18 protein-coding genes are annotated in these 17379 nt (G+C 72.7%); 5 read left to right on the top strand and 13 right to left on the bottom strand.

The annotated features are described in order from the left end of the window. Positions 1–2 precede the first annotated feature (2 nt). Positions 3–893 carry a deoxyribonuclease IV gene (locus tag C4U44_RS02570; protein ID WP_235031749.1) on the top strand — a complete coding sequence of 297 codons (891 nt, stop codon included), beginning with the start codon at positions 3–5 and terminating at the stop codon, positions 891–893. Positions 894–965: 72 nt separating this feature from the next. Here the strand turns inward: C4U44_RS02570 and C4U44_RS02565 are convergent, their stop codons facing one another. From C4U44_RS02565 to C4U44_RS02555, 3 genes are all read right to left on the bottom strand, one after another. After that, positions 966–1505, bottom strand: coding sequence for a GNAT family N-acetyltransferase (locus C4U44_RS02565; RefSeq protein WP_103883890.1), 540 nt, complete (start codon positions 1503–1505; stop codon positions 966–968). A gap of 139 nt (positions 1506–1644) precedes the next feature. Next, a complete protein-coding gene (locus tag C4U44_RS02560) occupies positions 1645–2421 on the bottom strand; it encodes a thioesterase II family protein (protein WP_103883889.1) in 777 nt (258 codons plus the stop codon). Positions 2422–2549: 128 nt separating this feature from the next. Then, positions 2550–3164, bottom strand: coding sequence for a sulfite oxidase-like oxidoreductase (locus tag C4U44_RS02555; protein ID WP_103883888.1), 615 nt, complete (start codon positions 3162–3164; stop codon positions 2550–2552). A gap of 178 nt (positions 3165–3342) precedes the next feature. Between C4U44_RS02555 and bfr the strand changes: the two genes are divergently transcribed. After that, positions 3343–3822, top strand: a complete 480-nt coding sequence (gene bfr / locus C4U44_RS02550; RefSeq protein WP_103883887.1) for a bacterioferritin — start codon at positions 3343–3345, stop codon at positions 3820–3822. 26 nt (positions 3823–3848) lie between these two features. On the opposite strand, the gene C4U44_RS42245 is transcribed toward bfr, so the two are convergent. Together C4U44_RS42245 and C4U44_RS02540 are read right to left on the bottom strand one after the other, a co-directional pair. Beyond that, positions 3849–4109 (bottom strand): (2Fe-2S)-binding protein, encoded by a 261-nt coding sequence (locus tag C4U44_RS42245; RefSeq protein WP_235031748.1) that lies wholly within the window; start codon positions 4107–4109, stop codon positions 3849–3851. Positions 4110–4323: 214 nt separating this feature from the next. After that, positions 4324–5673, bottom strand: a complete 1350-nt coding sequence (locus C4U44_RS02540) for a class II 3-deoxy-7-phosphoheptulonate synthase (RefSeq protein ID WP_103883886.1) — start codon at positions 5671–5673, stop codon at positions 4324–4326. A gap of 263 nt (positions 5674–5936) precedes the next feature. On the opposite strand from C4U44_RS02540, the gene C4U44_RS02535 reads away from it, so the two are divergent. Next, positions 5937–7955, top strand: a complete 2019-nt coding sequence (locus tag C4U44_RS02535) for an anthranilate synthase family protein (RefSeq protein ID WP_103883885.1) — start codon at positions 5937–5939, stop codon at positions 7953–7955. Between the two features lie 321 nt (positions 7956–8276). On the opposite strand, the gene C4U44_RS02530 is transcribed toward C4U44_RS02535, so the two are convergent. The 5 genes from C4U44_RS02530 to C4U44_RS02510 form a co-directional block, all read right to left on the bottom strand. Beyond that, complete coding sequence (locus C4U44_RS02530; RefSeq protein ID WP_103883884.1) at positions 8277–8879, bottom strand: uridine kinase family protein; 603 nt, start codon at positions 8877–8879, stop codon at positions 8277–8279. Between the two features lie 186 nt (positions 8880–9065). Continuing rightward, entirely contained in the window at positions 9066–10094 is a 1029-nt protein-coding gene (locus C4U44_RS02525) for a 6-phosphofructokinase (RefSeq protein ID WP_103883883.1), read from the bottom strand. A 69-nt stretch (positions 10095–10163) separates the two neighbouring features. Continuing rightward, on the bottom strand, positions 10164–10886 hold the full coding sequence (locus C4U44_RS02520) for a response regulator (protein ID WP_103883882.1): 723 nt from the start codon (positions 10884–10886) through the stop codon (positions 10164–10166). Then, positions 10883–12142: a MacS family sensor histidine kinase gene (gene macS, locus C4U44_RS02515; RefSeq protein ID WP_103883881.1), complete on the bottom strand. Its 1260-nt coding sequence runs from the start codon at positions 12140–12142 to the stop codon at positions 10883–10885. Before macS ends, C4U44_RS02520 begins: the two co-directional genes overlap by 4 nt. A gap of 186 nt (positions 12143–12328) precedes the next feature. Further along, positions 12329–13066 (bottom strand): lysophospholipid acyltransferase family protein, encoded by a 738-nt coding sequence (locus C4U44_RS02510; RefSeq protein ID WP_200823108.1) that lies wholly within the window; start codon positions 13064–13066, stop codon positions 12329–12331. A gap of 138 nt (positions 13067–13204) precedes the next feature. Between C4U44_RS02510 and C4U44_RS02505 the strand changes: the two genes are divergently transcribed. Both C4U44_RS02505 and C4U44_RS02500 read left to right on the top strand, forming a co-directional pair. Then, positions 13205–13984 (top strand): alpha/beta hydrolase, encoded by a 780-nt coding sequence (locus C4U44_RS02505; RefSeq protein ID WP_103883880.1) that lies wholly within the window; start codon positions 13205–13207, stop codon positions 13982–13984. Continuing rightward, positions 13977–14486 (top strand): hypothetical protein, encoded by a 510-nt coding sequence (locus tag C4U44_RS02500; RefSeq protein WP_103883879.1) that lies wholly within the window; start codon positions 13977–13979, stop codon positions 14484–14486. Before C4U44_RS02505 ends, C4U44_RS02500 begins: the two co-directional genes overlap by 8 nt. Here C4U44_RS02500 and C4U44_RS02495 read toward each other — a convergent pair. From C4U44_RS02495 to C4U44_RS02485, 3 genes are all read right to left on the bottom strand, one after another. After that, positions 14483–15274 (bottom strand): endonuclease/exonuclease/phosphatase family protein, encoded by a 792-nt coding sequence (locus C4U44_RS02495; protein ID WP_103883878.1) that lies wholly within the window; start codon positions 15272–15274, stop codon positions 14483–14485. The two genes, C4U44_RS02500 and C4U44_RS02495, sit on opposite strands and share 4 nt — an antisense overlap. 61 nt (positions 15275–15335) lie before the next feature. Then, positions 15336–16277: an ROK family glucokinase gene (locus C4U44_RS02490; protein WP_103883877.1), complete on the bottom strand. Its 942-nt coding sequence runs from the start codon at positions 16275–16277 to the stop codon at positions 15336–15338. Between the two features lie 54 nt (positions 16278–16331). After that, positions 16332–16736 (bottom strand): DUF5304 family protein, encoded by a 405-nt coding sequence (locus C4U44_RS02485; protein WP_103883876.1) that lies wholly within the window; start codon positions 16734–16736, stop codon positions 16332–16334. Between the last annotated feature and the right edge of the window lie 643 nt (positions 16737–17379).

Below are 17379 nucleotides of genomic sequence, written 5' to 3'. Positions count from 1 at the left end.
CGGTGACCGAGCAGATCATCCCGCCCGGCCGGGCCCGCAACCCCGTCGGCGCGCACGTCCCGGTGGCCGGCGGCCTCGCCGCAAAGGGCCTCGGCTACGCGGAACGGCTGGGCGCCGAGGCGGTCCAGGTCTTCGTGGCGAACCCGCGCGGCTGGGCGACCGGCCCGGGGGACCCCGCGCAGGACGAGGAGTTCCGGACCCGCTGTGCCGCGACCGGCCTGCCGTCGTACGTCCACGCGCCGTACCTGATCAACTTCGGCTCGCACACCCCGGAGACCGTCGACCGCTCCGTGGCGTCGCTGCGGCACTCGCTGCGCCGCGCCCGGGAGATCGGCGCGCTCGGGGTGGTGGTGCACACCGGCTCCGCGACCGGCGGCCGCACCCGGGAGGCGGCACTGGCGCAGGTACGGGAGCGGATGCGGCCGCTGCTGGACGAGTTGACGCACGACGACGACCCGTACCTGCTGCTGGAGCCGACCGCGGGGCAGGGATTCTCGCTGTGCTCGGTCGCCGAGGATCTGGGCCCCTACCTGGACGTCCTGGACCGGCATCCGCGGGTCGGGCTGTGCCTGGACACCTGCCATGCCTTCGCCGCCGGGCACGACCTCGCCGCGCCCGGCGGGGTGGAGTCGATGTTCGCGCGGATCGAGGCCGCCGCGGGACCGGGGCGGCTCCGGCTGATCCACGCCAACGACTCGAAGGCGGGCTGCGCGTCGCACCTCGACCGCCACGAGAACATAGGTGCCGGACGGATCGGGGAGACCGCCTTCCGGGAGATCCTGGCTCATCCGGCGACCGCCGGGGTGCCCCTGGTCATCGAGACCCCGGGGGGACCCGAAGGGCACGCCGCCGACGTCAAGTTGCTGCAGTCCCTGCGACCGGGGCAGCCGTAGGGCGACGCGCGGCACCCGCGATCCCCACGTCATCGCGCGGCCCGTGGTCGGCTCCGTGCTCCGTGCTCCGTCTCAGACGGACGCCGCGACCGGGGGCCGCAGGCCGAGCCACTGCTCGGCATCCCAGGCGTGGTACCGCTCCACCTCGGTGAACCCGAGTTTCGCGGCGAGGCGCATCGAGCCGAGGTTGGCGGTCTGGGTGGCGAGCACGACGGGCTCACCGGGAAGGACGGCGTCGAGCCAGCCGAGTGCCGCCGCGCACGACTCGGCGGCATACCCGGATCCCCAGGCCGGCGGCAGGAACAGGTAGCCGAGATCGGGCTTTCCCGCAGCGGCCGGGCGATGGCTCTCCGGTGCCCTCCTGAGCAGGATCTGGCCGATCATCGCCCCGTCGAGCTCGACGGCGAAGCTTCCCGGCCAGTCCTCGGGCACCTCGGGCATCTCGCGCTCGAGTTCGTCCCGCGGCCGGGGACCGCCGAGGTAGGTGTGCACCTCCGGCGACGCGAGCAGCTCGACGAACGCCGCACGGTCGCGGCCCTCGGGCGCGCGGAGTACGAGCCGCTCGGTCGTGATCGGTGCGGGCGGCCAGACGACGGGTCCCAGTTCTCTCATCCGCGCACGCTAACAGCCGGACGGATCTGCCGAGCGGGACGACCAACTCCGAGGCGGACGCATCGGGATGGCCGCGCACCGCGGAAGGCGGCCGCACCGGGGAGGCCCCGGGCGGCCGCCACCGTGTCACGCGGTGCCGTCAGGGGCGGGTTCCGGCCGGGAGCTGCTCGGGCGCGGTCGTGTCGCTGATGATCCGGATCACCTCGGCGGCGTGGTCGGCGAGGAAGAAGTGCCCGCCGCGCAGGGTGTGCAGGGTGAACTCGGCGGTGGTGTGCCGATGCCACCCCTCCGCCTCGTCGCGGGTCACGTAGGGGTCCTCGTCCCCGGTCAGCACGACGATCGGGCAGTCCAGCGGCTCGCCTTGCTCGTAGCGGTAGGTCTCGGCGGCCTTGTAGTCGTTGCGGATCGCGGGCAGGAACATGCCGAGCATCTCCGGGTCGGTGAGGATGTCGCCGTAGGTGCCGCCGACCCGCTCCAGCTCCTTCACGATGGCCTCGTCGGTGGCCTCGTGGACGTGCTCGTCCCGGTGGCAGGACGGCGCGCGGCGCCCGGAGGCGAACAGCACCAGCGGGGTGACCTGTTGGCGCCGCAGCAGTTGGGCGACCTCGAACGCGAGGGTCGCCCCCATGCTGTGGCCGAACAGCGCCAGCGGCTTGTCCAGGTCGTCCTGGAGTTCGGCGGTGATGAGCTCGGCGAGCCGGCGGATGTCGTCCACGAACGGTTCGGTGCGCCGGTCCTGCCGGCCCGGGTACTGGATCGGCAGGACCTCGATGCCGGGCGCCAGGGACCTGGACACCGGGAAGTAGTAGGTGGCCGCTCCCCCGGCGTGCGGGAAGCACACCAGCCTGACCGGGGCGTCGGGAGCCGGATGGAAGCGCCTGATCCAGTCTCCTGGACCGGTGTGGGCGTGGGTCATGTGTCAGCTGCCTTCCCCCGCGAGGTTCTTCCCAGGTCTTTGACAACCCCGTGTCTACGATCCGGTATTCGGGTTGTCAACTGGCCCCCGGTGCAAGCCTGGACGGAACTCCTGCCCGGCTCCTCGGGCTACAGCTCGGGCCCGTCCCCGGGTTCCTCCTGGAAGGAGAAGCGCTGCTCGCTCCAGGGGTCGCCGAGGTTGTGGTAGCCGCGCTCCTCCCAGAAGCCGCGGCGGTCGGCCGTCATGTACTCGATGCCGCGGACCCACTTCGGGCCCTTCCAGGCGTACCGCTTGGGGACGACGAGCCGGACCGGGAAGCCGTGCTCCGCGGTGAGGGGCTGGCCGCTCTCGTGGGTGGCGAAGATGCTGAGGCCGTCCAGGAAGTCGTCGATCCGCAGGTTGGAGCTGAAGCCGTACTCGGCCCAGACCATGACGTGGGTCACGTCGCTCGCGGGCGGGGCGAGCTTGGCGACGGTGGCGGTGGCGACCCCGCCCCACTCCATACCGGTCATCGAGAACTTCGTGACGCAGTGGAAGTCGGCGACCACCGTCGCGTACGGGAGCGCGGAGAACTCCTCGTGGTTCCAGACCGGGCGCTCGCCGTGGGCGGTGGCGCCGAAGACGCGGAAGTCCCAGCGGTCGGGCCGAAAGCGCGGGACGGGGCCGTAATGCGTGACCGGCCAGCCCCGCTGGAGGCGCTGCCCCGGGGGGAGCTGCCCCTCCGGATGCTCGTACCGACCCATCCCCCCATGGTGACAGACCGGACGGAGTGCTTCCGCCGCGAGCCGCCGGAACCCGTGCTGACCAGGAAGTTCTTCGCTGCCGCGGGCGGCGGTGCAGCGTGCGCCTCCTGGATCGCGCCGCTGCGCGGTGCGAGGATGCCGGGAACTGCCGAGCCCGAACGGGAAGGACGGCGTTGCCATGCAAGGCGACCCCGAGGTCATCGAGTTCCTCAACGAACAGCTGACCGCCGAGTTGACCGCGATCAACCAGTACTTCCTGCACGCGAAGATGCAGGAGAACCTCGGGTGGACGAAGCTCGCGAAGAACACCCGCGCCGAGTCCTTCGACGAGATGCGGCACGCGGAGATCATCACCGACCGCATCCTGCTGCTGGACGGCCTGCCGAACTACCAGCGGCTCTTCCACGTCCGGGTGGGGCAGACCGTGACGGAGATGTTCCAGGCGGACCGGGTGGTCGAGGCCGAGGCGATCGACCGGCTGCGGCGCGGTATCGAGCTGATGCGCGCGAAGTCCGACGTCACCTCGGCGCGGCTGTTCGAGGACATCCTGAAGGACGAGGAGCACCACATCGACTACCTCGACACGCAGCTCATGCTGATCGAGAAGCTGGGCGAGCCGCTGTACATCGCGCAGCAGATCGAGCAGCCGGAGAGCTAGTGCCGTGGCCGGGACCGGCCCCGGGCTCAGGCGGCCCGCAGCGGCAGCGGCCGGTCCTGCCGGGGCGCGGTCCGGGGCGGCTGGGCCGCCAGCCCCGCCGGCTCGAGCCGGGTGCGGGTGGCGCAGCCGTCGGTGCGGCCGAGCAGGGCCTGGATGCGCTTCACGCAGGAGCCGCAGTCGGTGCCCGCCTTGCAGGCGGAGGCGATCTGGCGCGGGGTGCAGCGCCCATCCTCGGCGTGCTGCTTCACCTGCTGCTCGGTGATGCCGAAGCAGGAGCAGACGTACACGCGGTCACCGCCGATCCAGGGCCAGGAGGTACTGAGGGACGTACCGGGAGGAGAAGTACTGAGGTAATCCTTACCTTACCCAGTGCGCCCGGGGGAAGAAAAGCCGGAAGGGGCGCGGATCGGTGTGATCCGCGCCCCTTCCGGCGTGCCCGGCCCGTCCTGCGCGGCCGGGCGTGAGCTGGGTGGCCGGGCATGGCCCGCCGCGTGCCCGGGCCTACTGGCCCCGGTACATCTCGGCGACCAGGAACGCCAGGTCGAGGGACTGGCTGCGGTTGAGCCGCGGGTCGCATGCCGTCTCGTACCGCTGGTGCAGGTCGTCGACGAAGATCTCGTCGCCGCCGCCGACGCACTCGGTCACGTCGTCACCGGTCAGCTCGACGTGGATGCCGCCGGGGTGGGTGCCCAGGGCGTGGTGCACCTCGAAGAAGCCCTTGACCTCGTCGAGGACGTCGTCGAAGCGGCGGGTCTTGTGGCCCGAGGCGGCCTCGAAGGTGTTGCCGTGCATCGGGTCGCACACCCACGCCACCCGGGCGCCGGACGCGGTGACCTTCTCCACCAGCGTCGGGAGCTTGTCCCGTACCTGGTCCGCACCCATCCGCACGATGAAGGTCAGCCGCCCGGGCGTGCGGTCCGGGTCGAGGCGCTCGACATAGGTCATCGCCTCCTCCGGGGTGGTGTTCGGGCCCAGCTTCACGCCGAGCGGGTTGCCGATCTTCGACGCGAACTCGATGTGCGCGCCGTCGAGCTGCCGGGTCCGCTCGCCGATCCAGACCATGTGCCCGGACACGTCGTAGAGCGTGCCGGTGCGCGAGTCGACCCGGGTCAGCGCCGTCTCGTAGTCCAGCAGCAGCGCCTCGTGGGAGGCGTAGAACTCCACCGTGCGGAACTCCGCCGGGTCGGTGCCGCAGGCGGCCATGAAGTTCAGCGCGCTGTCGATCTCGCGGGCCAGCGCTTCGTACCGCTGCCCGGAGGGCGAGGACTTCACGAAGTCCTGGTTCCAGGCGTGCACCTGGCGCAGGTCGGCGTACCCGCCGGTGGTGAAGGCGCGCACCAGGTTCAGCGTGGAGGCGGAGGCGTGGTACATCCGCTTGAGCCGCTGCGGGTCCGGGATGCGGGCCTCGGCGGTGAACTCGAAGCCGTTGACCGAGTCGCCGCGGTAGGTCGGCAGGGTGACGCCGTCGCGGGTCTCGGTCGGCTTGGAGCGCGGCTTGCTGTACTGCCCGGCGATCCGGCCGACCTTGACCACCGGCACCGAGGCGGCGTAGGTGAGCACCGCTCCCATCTGCAGCAGCGTCTTCAGCTTGTTGCGGATCTGGTCCGCGCCCACGGCGTCGAACGCCTCGGCGCAGTCGCCGCCCTGGAGGAGGAACGCCTTGCCCTCGGCCACCGCGGCCATGTGGTTGCGCAACTGGTCGCACTCGCCGGCGAACACCAGCGGCGGATACGAGGCGAGCTCCGCGACGACGTCGCGCAGTGCCTCGGGGTCGGGCCACTCGGGCTGCTGCGCCGCGGGAAGAGACTGCCAGGTACGCGCCCCGGCGTGGGTATCGGCATTCACGCTCACGGGCCCCACACTACGGGGTCGCGGAGGCCCGGGATCCGGCCGCTCAGTGGATGAGACATCCATGTGCGCGATACGGACCACCGCCGCCGGGTGCGGTAGGGTCGGGCACGTGACCGCGATGATCTCCCGCACCACCCAGCAGACCTGCTGGCGGACCGCTTCTCCGGCGGCCCGTTAGACATCGCGCGCAGATCCACTTCGCGAAAGGCCGCCCCAGGGGCGGCCTTCGGTGTTTCCCGGCCCGGTCGCCCTTCCCACCCGTCATGGAAGGAAGACCCGCCGTGCCCCTGACCCCGCCCTCCGGCCCCGCGCCCCTCACCGCCGCCCGGCTCGTGGAGCGCCTGCTCGCCCCCGGCTGCCCCGCCTTCGCCCTGCTGCACCGCCGGACGCCCGGCCGGCCGCAGGACGTGGTGGAGGTGCTGCTCGGCCCGGTCGAGCACGTCGACACCCTCGCCGGCATCCCGCTCCCCTCGGGCACCCCCGACGCACCGGTCACCGACGCGCTGGCCCTGGTGCCGTACCGGCAGATCCGCGAGCGCGGCTTCGACGTGTACGACGACGGCACCCCGCTGGCCGTGCTGCGCCCGCAGGAGGCATACGAGTTGCCGCTCGACGAGGTGCTGCCCGTGCTGGAGGCGCTGCCGGGCGCGCGGGACGTACGCGTCGAGAACGGCGCGTTCGACGTGGACGACGACGCGTACGCGGGAATCGTGCGGCGGGTGATCGACGACGAGATCGGCCGCGGCGAGGGTGCCAACTTCGTGATCCGGCGCACCTTCCACGGCTTCGTGCCGGACTTCGGCCCGGCCGCCGCGCTCACGCTGTTCGCCCGGCTGCTGCGCGGCGAGCGGGGCGCGTACTGGACCTACACAGTGCACACGCCCGAGCGGACGCTGGTCGGCGCGTCCCCGGAGGTCCACGTGCGGATGGCCGGCGGCACCGTGGTGATGAACCCGATCAGCGGCACCTACCGCTACCCCGCGCAGGGGCCGTCCGCCGAGGGCCTGCTGGAGTTCCTGCACGACCCGAAGGAGGTGGAGGAGCTGACCATGGTCGTCGACGAGGAGCTGAAGATGATGTGCACGGTCGGCGACCTGGGCGGTGTGGTCATCGGGCCGCGGCTGAAGGAGATGGCGCACCTCGCGCACACCGAGTACGAGCTGCGCGGGCGCTCCACCAAGGACGTGCGGGACGTGCTGCGCGAGACGATGTTCGCCGCGACCGTCACCGGCTCGCCGGTGCAGAACGCCTGCCGGGTGATCGAGCGGTACGAGCCGCGCGGGCGGGACGGCGCCGGCCGCGGCTACTACGCGGGCGCGCTCGCGCTGATCGGGCGGGACACCGGCGGCGCGCAGACGCTGGACTCGCCGATCCTGATCCGCACCGCCGACATCTCCCCCGGCGGCACGCTGAAGGTGCCGGTCGGCGCGACGCTCGTCCGGCACTCCGACCCCGCGGCGGAGGTCGCCGAGACGCACGCGAAGGCCGCGGGGGTACTCACCGCGCTCGGGGTGCTCGCCCCTTCCGCGCCGGCGCGGCCCACCGGCGAGCCCGCGCCGCGCCCGCGGCTGGCCGAGGACATCCGGGTACGGGCCGCGCTCGACGCCCGGCGCGCCCGGCTCGCCCCGTTCTGGCTGCGGATGCGGACCGCGTCCGACCCGGCCCCGGCGACGACGGATGCGGCGCCGGTGCTGGTGGTCGACGCCGAGGACACCTTCACCGCGATGCTCGCGCACGTGCTGCGCTCCGGCGGCCGCGGTGTCGCCGTACGCCGCTACGACGAGCCCGGGCTGCGGGAGGCGGCGCTGGCCCACCCCGGCCCGGTGGTGCTGGGCCCGGGTCCGGGCGACCCGTCGGACACCGCGGACGCGAAGATGCGGTTCCTGCGGGGGCTCACCGCGGAGTTGGTCCGCGACCACGCGCACGGGCTGCTGGGGGTGTGCCTCGGGCACGAGCTGATCGCGGCGGAGCTCGGGGTCGACCTGGTCCGCAAGGAGCGGCCGGCTCAGGGGGCGCAGGAGGTGATCGACTATTTCGGTACCCGTACGACGGTCGGCTTCTACAACACCTTCACCGCACGTTGCGATGCCGATGCGGCGGAGGAGTTGGCGATGCACGGGGTCGAGTTGAGCCGGGACCTCGCGACGGGTGATCTCCACGCCCTCCGCGGTCCCGGCTTCGCCGGGATCCAGTTCCACCCGGAGTCCGTTCTCTCCCTCACCGGAGCGGCCCTCCTCTCCGACCTCCTCACCCACCTCTCCCCCACCCTCTTCCGCCCCTAGCCCCCGGGCGGGCCCTTGCGGGAGAACGGTGCCCACCAAGGGGCGCGTGGGGGCACCTCCCAGCCGCCAGGCTGGGGGAGAACGGCGCGAGCAACCGGCCACCGGCCGGTGGACCGGCAACACCGCCGCGGGGGCTGGGCCTGCGGGCCCGGCTCGCCACGAACGTGGCTGAGCGCGCAGTTCCCCGCGCCCCTGCAAGGCACCCTCCGCCCGCAAGGGCACCCAGGCCCAGGGAAGGGGCACCCTCCGCCCGCAAGGGCAACCCCGCACAGGGGCAGGGCACGCTCCGCCCGCAAGGGCAACCCCGCCCCGGGGGAGGGGTCAGACGGGGACCGTGGCTGCGGGGAGCGGGCCCAGCAAGGACTCCACTGCGCGGAGCAACTCCCCCTCGGGGACCGTCCCGTCCAGCACCAGATCCGCCCGCTCCCGCGCGGGAGCCACGTACTCCGCGTGCCGCTCCCTCCCGCTGAGCAGATAGTTCCGCAGCGACACCCCCGGATCCTGCCCGAACACCTCGATCTTGCGCAGGATCTTCCGGGCCAGCCGGATGTCGTCGGGGGTGTCGACGTACACCCGCCAGGTCGCCCGCTCGGCCACCGTGCCCAGGGTCAGCGCGAACAGCCCCTCCACGACAACCAACCGGTACCGACCGCCGGAGGCCATCCCCTCGATCGCCGCGGCCACCGCATCCTCGTCGATGGAACCGGGGTGGTTCCAGTCCAGCGTCTCCGCCCCGGTCGCGCTCAACGTCCGCACCCCGCGCCGCGGATCATGCGCGGGGACGTAGAAGTCGTCGAGGTGGACCAGGCCGACGCTCGCGGGATGGCGCCGCGCCAGCGCCTCCGCGAGGGTGGACTTGCCGGAAGCGGTGCCGCCGGCGACCGCGAGTACGGGCACCGCGTGCCCTCCCACAACACCCGTCATACCGGGCGCTCCTCAGGTGCTCAAAAAAGGTGGGGACGAAGACGAGAGGGGAAACCCCCACGTGTCCGGACGTGCCGGGTGCACGGATGGTAGGGCCCACCGGCGGCCCACGGCAAGCACCGCGGATCACCCCGTCCGCACCGCCCTCACCAGGCGGAACCCGAAGGTGCGACATGCGGGCAGGACCTAGCCGAAGAACACCTCCGCCTCCGCGTAGAGCGCCGGGTCGACGGTCTTGATCCGGGCGGTCGCGTCGCCGATCGGCACCCGCACGATGCCGGTGCCGCGCAGCGAGACCATCGTGCCGAAGTCGCCCTCCCGGACCGCGTCGATGGCGTGCAGCCCGAACCGGGTGGCGAGCCACCGGTCGAACGCGCTGGGGGTGCCGCCGCGCTGCACGTGGCCGAGCACGGTGGTGCGCGCCTCCTTGCCGGTGCGCTTCTCGATCTGCTGGGCCAGCCACTCCCCTATGCCGGACAGCCGCACGTGCCCGAACGCGTCGAGGGTGCCGTCCTTGAGCACCATGTCGCCCTGGCGCGGCATCGCGCCCTCGGCGACCACCACGATCGGCGCGTAACGGATCTTGAACCGGCTCTCGACCCACGCGCAGACCTGGTCGATGTCGAAGCGCCGTTCCGGGATGAGGATGACGTTGGCGCCGCCGGCCAGGCCGGAGTGCAGGGCGATCCAGCCGGCGTGCCGGCCCATGACCTCGACCACCAGGACCCGCATGTGCGACTCGGCGGTGGTGTGCAGGCGGTCGATGGCCTCGGTGGCGATGTTGACGGCCGTGTCGAAGCCGAAGGTGTAGTCGGTGGCGGACAGGTCGTTGTCGATGGTCTTGGGGACGCCGACGCAGGGGATGCCGTGCCGCTCGTACAGTTCGGCGGCCACCCCGAGGGTGTCCTCGCCACCGATCACGATGAGCGCGTCGACGTCCTCCTCGGCCAGGGTCCGCCGGACCCGGTCGGCGCCGCCCTCGACCTTGAGCGGATTGGTGCGCGAGGAGCCGAGTATGGTGCCGCCGCGCGGGAGTATGCCGCGCACGGCGGGGATGTCGAGACGGACGGTGTCCCCTTCGAGGGGGCCGCGCCAGCCGTCGCGGAAGCCGGTGAAGTGGTAGCCGTATTCCTGGGTGCCTTTACGGACGATGCCGCGGATGACCGCGTTGAGGCCGGGGCAGTCTCCGCCGCCGGTCAGGACTCCGACCCGCATGGACGTTTCCCTTCGTCGCAAGCCCGCTGTGCCGGATGTGCAACCTCCGCCAAGCTAGCGTGACTTGGGTCACATGTCGCCGCCCGTGCGGTCGTCCGCCCCGTCGTCGAGGCCCCGCTCGATCGCGTATCGGACAAGCTCCACGCGGTTGTGCAACTGGAGCTTGCCGAGGGTGTTCTGCACGTGGTTCTGGACGGTGCGGTGCGAGATGACCAGGCGCTGGGCGATCTGCCGGTAGCTCAGGCCCTTGGCGACCAGCCGCAGCACCTCCGTCTCGCGGTCGGTCAGTCGCGGCGCGGCGGGCTCGTCGGACTTCTCCGGCTGCGGCTCGGTCGCGAGCCGGCGGTACTCCCCCAGCACCAGCCCGGCCAGGCCCGGGGTGAAGACCGGGTCGCCGGCCGACGTGCGGCGCACCGCGTCCACCAGCTCGTCCCGCCCGGCGGACTTCAGCAGGTAGCCGGTCGCACCGGACTTGACCGCTTCGAGCACGTCGGTGTGCTCGCCGCTGGCCGACAGCACCAGGACCCGCAGCGCCGGGTCGTGCGCCATGACCTCCTTGCACACCTGCACCCCGGACGCGCCGGGCAGGTTCAGGTCCAGCACCAGCACCTGCGGGCGGGCCGCGCGGGCCCGGCGGATCGCCCCGGGGCCGTCGCCGGCGGTGGCGACCACCTCGAAACCGGCCTCGGCGAGATCGCGGGCGACCGCGTCCCGCCACATCGGATGGTCGTCGACGACCATCACCGTCACGGGCCGGTCCGGCCCGGCGTGCTCGGCGGTGCCGAGGGTCATGGCGTGGGTCCCCCTTCGGTCCGGCCGGCGTCGGCACCGGCCGGTTCGCTGCGTACCGCCGAGGCTACCGGGACGTCGGCCGCGGCCCCGGTACGCGCCCGCGCGGACGGTACGGCGCCGGTCCGCGGCTTCGGCAGGCTCAGCTCCACCTCCGTGCCCTGGCCGGGCACCGAGAACACCTCGGCGCTGCCGCCCAGGTCGCGCAGGCGGCCCCGGATGGACTGCGCCACGCCCAGCCGGCCCTCGTCCGCCGCCGCGTCGAGCCGGCCCTCCGCGACGCCCGGGCCGTCGTCCCGCACGGTCACCAGCACCGCGTCCGGCTCGTCCTCCACCAGGATCCAGGCGTGCGCCTGCTCGCCGGCGTGGGTCCGCACGTTGTCCAGCGCCGCGCCGACCGCCGCGGTCAACTCGGCCGCGGCGTACGGGTCCAGCGGAACCGGCGTGCCCGGCGCCGACACCGTCACCCGCCCCGAGGCGTACCGGCCGAGCAGCAGCCGCAGGTCGGGCGGGCCGTCCGGCCCGGGGGCGCCGCCGTCCGCGACGGCCTCGGGCGGCGGCGGGGTGCCCGAGATCAGCGAGCGCAGCGCCACCTCCTGCTCACCGGCCAGCCGGCCGAGTTCCGCGGCCTCACCGCCGGCCTGGTCGCCCCGGCGCTGCACCATCGCCAGCACCTGGAGCACGTTGTCGTGGATGTCGCGGGCCAGCCGCTCCCGCTCCCGGGTGGCCGCGTCGATCTGCAGCGCCCGGGCCAGGGTGCGCTCGCTCGCCCGGGCCACCTCCACCACGTAGCCGATCGCGATCGCCGCGATCCAGACCAGCACCAGGTTGTGCATGGTGTCCGGGCTCGCGGTGCCGCGCTCGACGAGGTCCGCGGCCGCGACCACCGACGCGGCCGGCGCCGCCCAGCGCCAGCCGCCCTTCACCGCCCACGCCAGCACCGATCCCGCGGTCCAGATCGACGGGAGCGTGAACGCGCCGGACTCTATCCGCGCGGGCGCGTCCACCAGAGCGGTCAGCAGGATCCCACCGACCGCGATGCACAGGTCCAGCACCAGGAACGCCCGCGTGCACCGCTCCGCGTTCCGCACCCGGCCCAGTGTCGCGAACGTCCACACCGCCAGCAGCGCCATGTACGCGCCCCCCGGCAGCGGATGCCGCAGCTCGCCGTACGCATGCACGTACAACGCCACCGCGTAGCCGCACGTCAGCACCCGGTAGGCGAGCAACGCCCGCCACAACGGCTGCTCCACGGACATCCTCGCCGCCACAACCCCCCCTTTTCGCGAAGCAACCCGCCCCCCGCGCGGGCGCGTGGGGATCCTCCCAGGCGAAGCTCCGGGGGAGAACTGCGCGAGCAACCACGAGCCGGGCGCAAGCCGGCCGGCAACGGGAACCGTCACGGCGGCGCCCCGAAAACCCCCTCGAACAGAGGGTCCCGCGACTTACGCGTCCGCGTCAGCCGGAGGGTCCACCTGCCCCTTCTCCGCCTGCCCCTGCTCCGCAAGCATCCGCTTCGCCGCGGTCGCGTAGATGTCCACGTACTCCTGCCCGGACAGCTTCATGATCTCGTACATCACCTCATCGGTGATCGAGCGCAGGATGAACCGGTCGTGCTCCATCCCGTGGTAGCGGGAGAAGTCCAACGGCCGGCCGATGCGGATCCCCGGGCGGATCGAGAGCTTCGGCATGACCTGGCCCACCGGCTGGACCTTCTCCGTGTCGATCATGGCCACCGGGATCACCGGCGCACCGGTCGCGAGGGCGACCCGGGCGAGCCCGCCCGGCTTCCCCCGGTAGAGGCGGCCGTCGGGCGAGCGGGTGCCCTCGGGGTAGATCCCGAACAGCTCGCCCCGTTCGAGTACCGCTATCCCGCTCTTGATCGCGGCCTCGCCGGCCCCCCGCGCGCCCGAGCGGTCGACCGGGAGCTGCCCGACGCCCTTGAAGAACGCGGCAGTCAGCTTTCCCTTGACTCCCGGGGTGGTGAAGTACTCCGCCTTCGCGATGAAGGTGACCTTGCGGTCGAGCATGGAGGGCAGGAAGAAGGAGTCCGAGAAGGACAGGTGGTTGCTGGCGAGGATCGCCGGTCCCTCACGGGGGATGTTCTCCATTCCTTCCACCCACGGGCGGAAGACAGCCTTGATCGGCTTGCCGAGAACGATCTTCATCGCGCCGTAGAACAACGGGGCCTCCTGTTGCCGTCGCGATGACCTTAACCCGCGCGGGGCCCGGTGGGGCTTACCCCTGGGGATCGGGTCCGCGTACGCTGAACGTCCGACTTCCGTGTACCCGCGTACGCGTCGTTGAACAGGAGATGCACGGTGCCGCTCATGCCCGGAGCCGAACCGTACCGCCATGCAGGCGGTGGGACCGGCGTCCTGATCTGCCACGGTTTCACCGGCACCCCGCAGTCGATGCGCCCGTGGGGCGAGTACCTGGCGGAACGCGGGCTGACCGTGTCCGTCCCGCTGCTGCCCGGGCACGGCACCCGGTGGCGGGACATGCAGGCCACCGGCTGGCCCGACTGGTACGCCGAGGTGGACCGCGAGCTGCGGGTGCTGAGCGGCACCTGCTCCCGGGTGTTCGTGTGCGGGCTGTCCATGGGCGGCACGCTGGCGCTGCGGCTGGCCGAGAAGCACGGCACCGCGATCAGCGGTCTGGTGCTGGTCAACCCGTCGGTGAAGGCCGACGGCGTCCAGATCAAGGCGGTTCCGGTGCTGCGGCACATCCTGCCGTCCGCGCCGGGCATCGCCAGCGACATCGCCCGCGAGGGCGGCGCGGAGCTCGGCTACTCCCGCGTGCCGCTGCGCGCGCTGCACTCCCTGACCGGGTTCTGGCCGGTGGTGCGCGCCGCTCTGCCGCAGGTCACCCAGCCGCTGCTGCTCCTGCACAGCAGGGTCGACCACGTGGTGCACCCGTCCAACTCCGCGCTCGTGCTGGGCAAGGTCTCCTCCACCGACGTCACCGAGCGGGTCCTGGAGCGCAGTTACCACGTCGCGACCCTCGACCACGACGCCGAGCGGATCTTCAGCGAGTCCTACGAGTTCATCCAGCGGCTGTCCGCGCCCACGGCACCCGAGGAGGTCACCGCCGGTGGCTGACGCCGACCGCGAGGACGAGGGAGCCGCGCCCCTCGACGAAGAGGCCGCCTGGGCCGCCCTGGTCGCCGGGTACGACGAGGACCCCGAGCCGGGTGAGGCGTCCTGGCCCGAGGCCGAGAACGTGACGCCGGACCCGCCGAAGACGCCCCCGGCGGAGGACCCGGCGGCCGTCAACCCGCCGCCCACCCGCAGCATCGTCATCCATCCGGTGATCGCCGGCCCGCGCAACTACGAGCTGGAGGAGGACGACGAGGACGCGCACTACATCCCGCCGGAGCCGCCGCCACTCCCCGAGGCCGACGTCACCACCAAGTTCGCCTGGATCGCGGTCCTCGGCGGGCCGCTGCTCCTGCTCGCCTTCGTCCTCCTCCAGCTCGACCTCGCCTGGTGGGTGATCCTGGTCGGCGTCGGAGGGTTCCTCGGCGGTTTCGCCACGCTGGTCGCCCGGATGCGTACCGGTGACGAGGACGACGACCGGCCCGACGGCGGCGCCGTCGTCTAGTACTGCGGGGTCGCCGGCGTTGCCGGGGGTGACCCGGCGGGCGGCTGGGCGGGGACGCGGAAGGCGGCCAGCACCGGGAGGTGGTCGGTCGCCGAGGCCAGGTCGGTGCGGGTGACGCCCGGGAGGTCCACGGGAACGCCGGCGCCGAGCACCTCGACCCCCGGGGTGGCGAAGAGCGCGTCGATGCGCTGCCGCGGTGCGACCGCGGGCGAGGTGAACTCCGCTCCCCACGGCTCGGTGGCCCAGGCGTCCTGGAGCGAACCGGCGACGCGGTTGAACGCCCGTCCGCCCGGACGGTCGTTGAGGTCGCCGCCGGCGATCGCGTACGGCTCGCCGAGGGCGTCGAGGTGGCGCAGCAGCAGCCGGGCCTGCTCGGCGCCTTCGTCGGCGTTCAGGCTGAGATGGGCGCTGAGCACGCCGAACCGGGCGCCGCCGACCCGCAGCACGGCGGTGGCGAAGCCGCGCTGGTGCAGCCCGGGGGTATGCGGCAGCAGGATGTCCTGGGTGCGCACCACCTCGGCCCGCAGCGACGCGAGGACCATCGGGCCGGCGGCAGGCGCACCGCCGGTCACGTAGTACAGCCCGGTGGACTCGGCGAGGCGGGCCGCGGCCTTGCGCCATCGGAAGAACCGCGGGGCCTCCTGGACCAGGACGAGGTCGGGGGCGCAGGCACGGATCACCCGGGCCAGCGCCGCCGTGTCGTCGCGCAACGAGCGGACGTTGTAGCTGAGCACGCGGATGACCGCCGAGCCCCCTGGCTCCGTGGCGGAACTCGGCAGATCTTCCACTCGCGCTGTGCCCTCGTCCTGTGGGAAACGGTCCGCTGCGATCCGGGTCCGGCGGGGTGGATCAGCCCTGGCGGGCCAGGTCCGCCGCCCCGACCAGCCCGGCCTTGCCGCCGAGTTGCGCGGCCAGCACCTGGGCGTGCGGCCGCCACTCCCCACCGATCAGCCAGCGCCGGAACGACTTGCGGATCGGGTCGAGGACGAGCTCGCCCTCGTCGGAGACGCCGCCGCCGACGATGAACGCGGACGGGTCGAAGAGCGAGGCGAGGTCGGCCAGTCCCGCACCGGCCCAGCGGGCCAGCTCCCGGAACGAGTCGATCGCGACCGGGTCGCCCTGGCGGGCGGCGGCGCTGATGTGCCGGCCCTCGATGCCCTCGGGGCTGCCGTCGCCGAGGGCGAGCAGCACCTTGGCGTTCTCCGGGGTGGCGTTCGCCCGCTGCTTCGCGTAGCGCACCAGGGCGCGGCCGGAGGCGTACTGCTCCCAGCAGCCCTGGCTGCCGCAGCCGCACAGCAGGCCGTCGGGCACCACACGGATGTGACCGAACTCGGCGGCGACGCCGAACCGGCCGCGACGCAGCTTGTTGCCGATGATGATGCCGCCGCCGAGACCCGTCCCGAGCGTGATGCAGATCACATCGGAGTGGCCCTGTCCGGCGCCGAATCGGTACTCGCCCCACGCCGCCGCGTTGGCGTCGTTCTCCACCACGACGGGCAGGCCGACGCGCTGTTCGACCTTGTCCTTGAGTGCTTCGTGCCGCCAGTTGATGTTGGGCGCGAAGAGCACGGTGGCGCGCTTGTCGTCGACGTAGCCGGCGGCACCGATGCCGACGGCTTCGATCTGGTGACCGGTGCTGACCTGGCGTACCGACGCCACGATCGCGTCGACGACGCCTTCGGGAGACGAAGGAGTCGGCACCTTGACGGTCTCGAGAATCGAGCCTTCCTCGTCGACCACTCCGGCCGCGATTTTGGTGCCGCCGATGTCGACGCCGATGGTGAGTCCCATGTGTCCCTCAGTTTTCGGTCGATCCCCGCTAAGAGAACCGTACCGGAGAGGGGGTCAATCGAGGTCGATGTGTTCAGCGGTTGAACGCGAGGAGCCCGTGCCCGAAGTCCAGCGGGCCTCCGCTCCGGCCACTGCGGAGCGGTAAGCCGCCAGGAGTTCGGCCCCTGCGGTGCTCAGGTGGTCGAAGAGCTCGGGGTTGCGGTTCTTGATGGGTTCGACAACGGAACGCACCTGGGAAATGACGCCCTGGGCGGCCAGCTGCACCGCCGGGTTGCCGAGAGTGGCCAGCCGCTCCGACACGACGTCGCCCACCGCCTCCGCGAGACGGCGCAGTTCGTCCGCCGGGGAGCCGGGTACCTGGCCGGCCTGCGCTCTGCGCCGCGCGTGCTCGCCGGCGATGTCCTCCGCGCTGGCCTTCGCCCACGCGTCCGCCTCGGGACGGTCCTTGGGTTCGCTCATGATCGGCTCCAAACTCCGGGAGGCTCCCCCTCGACGGTACCTGAACCTGCGGTGCTTGAGCGGACCCTCCACGGTGGTCCGTACTCCCCGTTCCGGGACCACCCCCCGGTGGACGGTTCCCCCGCCTCCCGCTCCGCGGGGTGCCCTTGCGGGCGACGGCAACCACCAGGGGCGCGAGCAACCGGCCACCGGCCGGTGGTCCGGCAACACCGCCGCGGGGACTGGGCCTGCGGCCCGGCGCGCCACGAAGGTGGCTGGCCGCGCAGTTCCCCGCGCCCCTGGGGGGTCACCCTTCGCCCGGTAGGACACCCCTGCGGGCAACAGCAACCACCAGGGGCGCGAGCAACCCACCACCGGCCGGTGGTCCGGCAACACCACCGCGGGGGCTGAGCCTGCGGCCCGACGCGCCACGAAGGTGGCTGGCCGCGCAGTTCCCCGCGCCCCTGGGGGTCACCCTTCGCCCGGTAGGACACCCCTGCGGGCAACAGCAACCACCAGGGGCGCGAGGAACTGCGCGAGCAACCCACCACCGACCGGTGGTCCGGCAACACCACCGCGAGGGCTGAGCCTGCGGACCCCCGGCAGCGCCGTCGTGGCTGGCCGCGCAGTTCCCCGCGCCCCCTCAAAGCACCCTCCGCCCGCA

This window comes from Actinacidiphila yanglinensis, from assembly GCF_900107965.1.
In the GTDB taxonomy this organism is placed as follows: domain Bacteria; phylum Actinomycetota; class Actinomycetes; order Streptomycetales; family Streptomycetaceae; genus Actinacidiphila; species Actinacidiphila yanglinensis.
The sequence above is the reverse complement of the archived record's forward strand: the minus strand, read 5'-3'. Positions and strand labels throughout refer to the sequence as shown.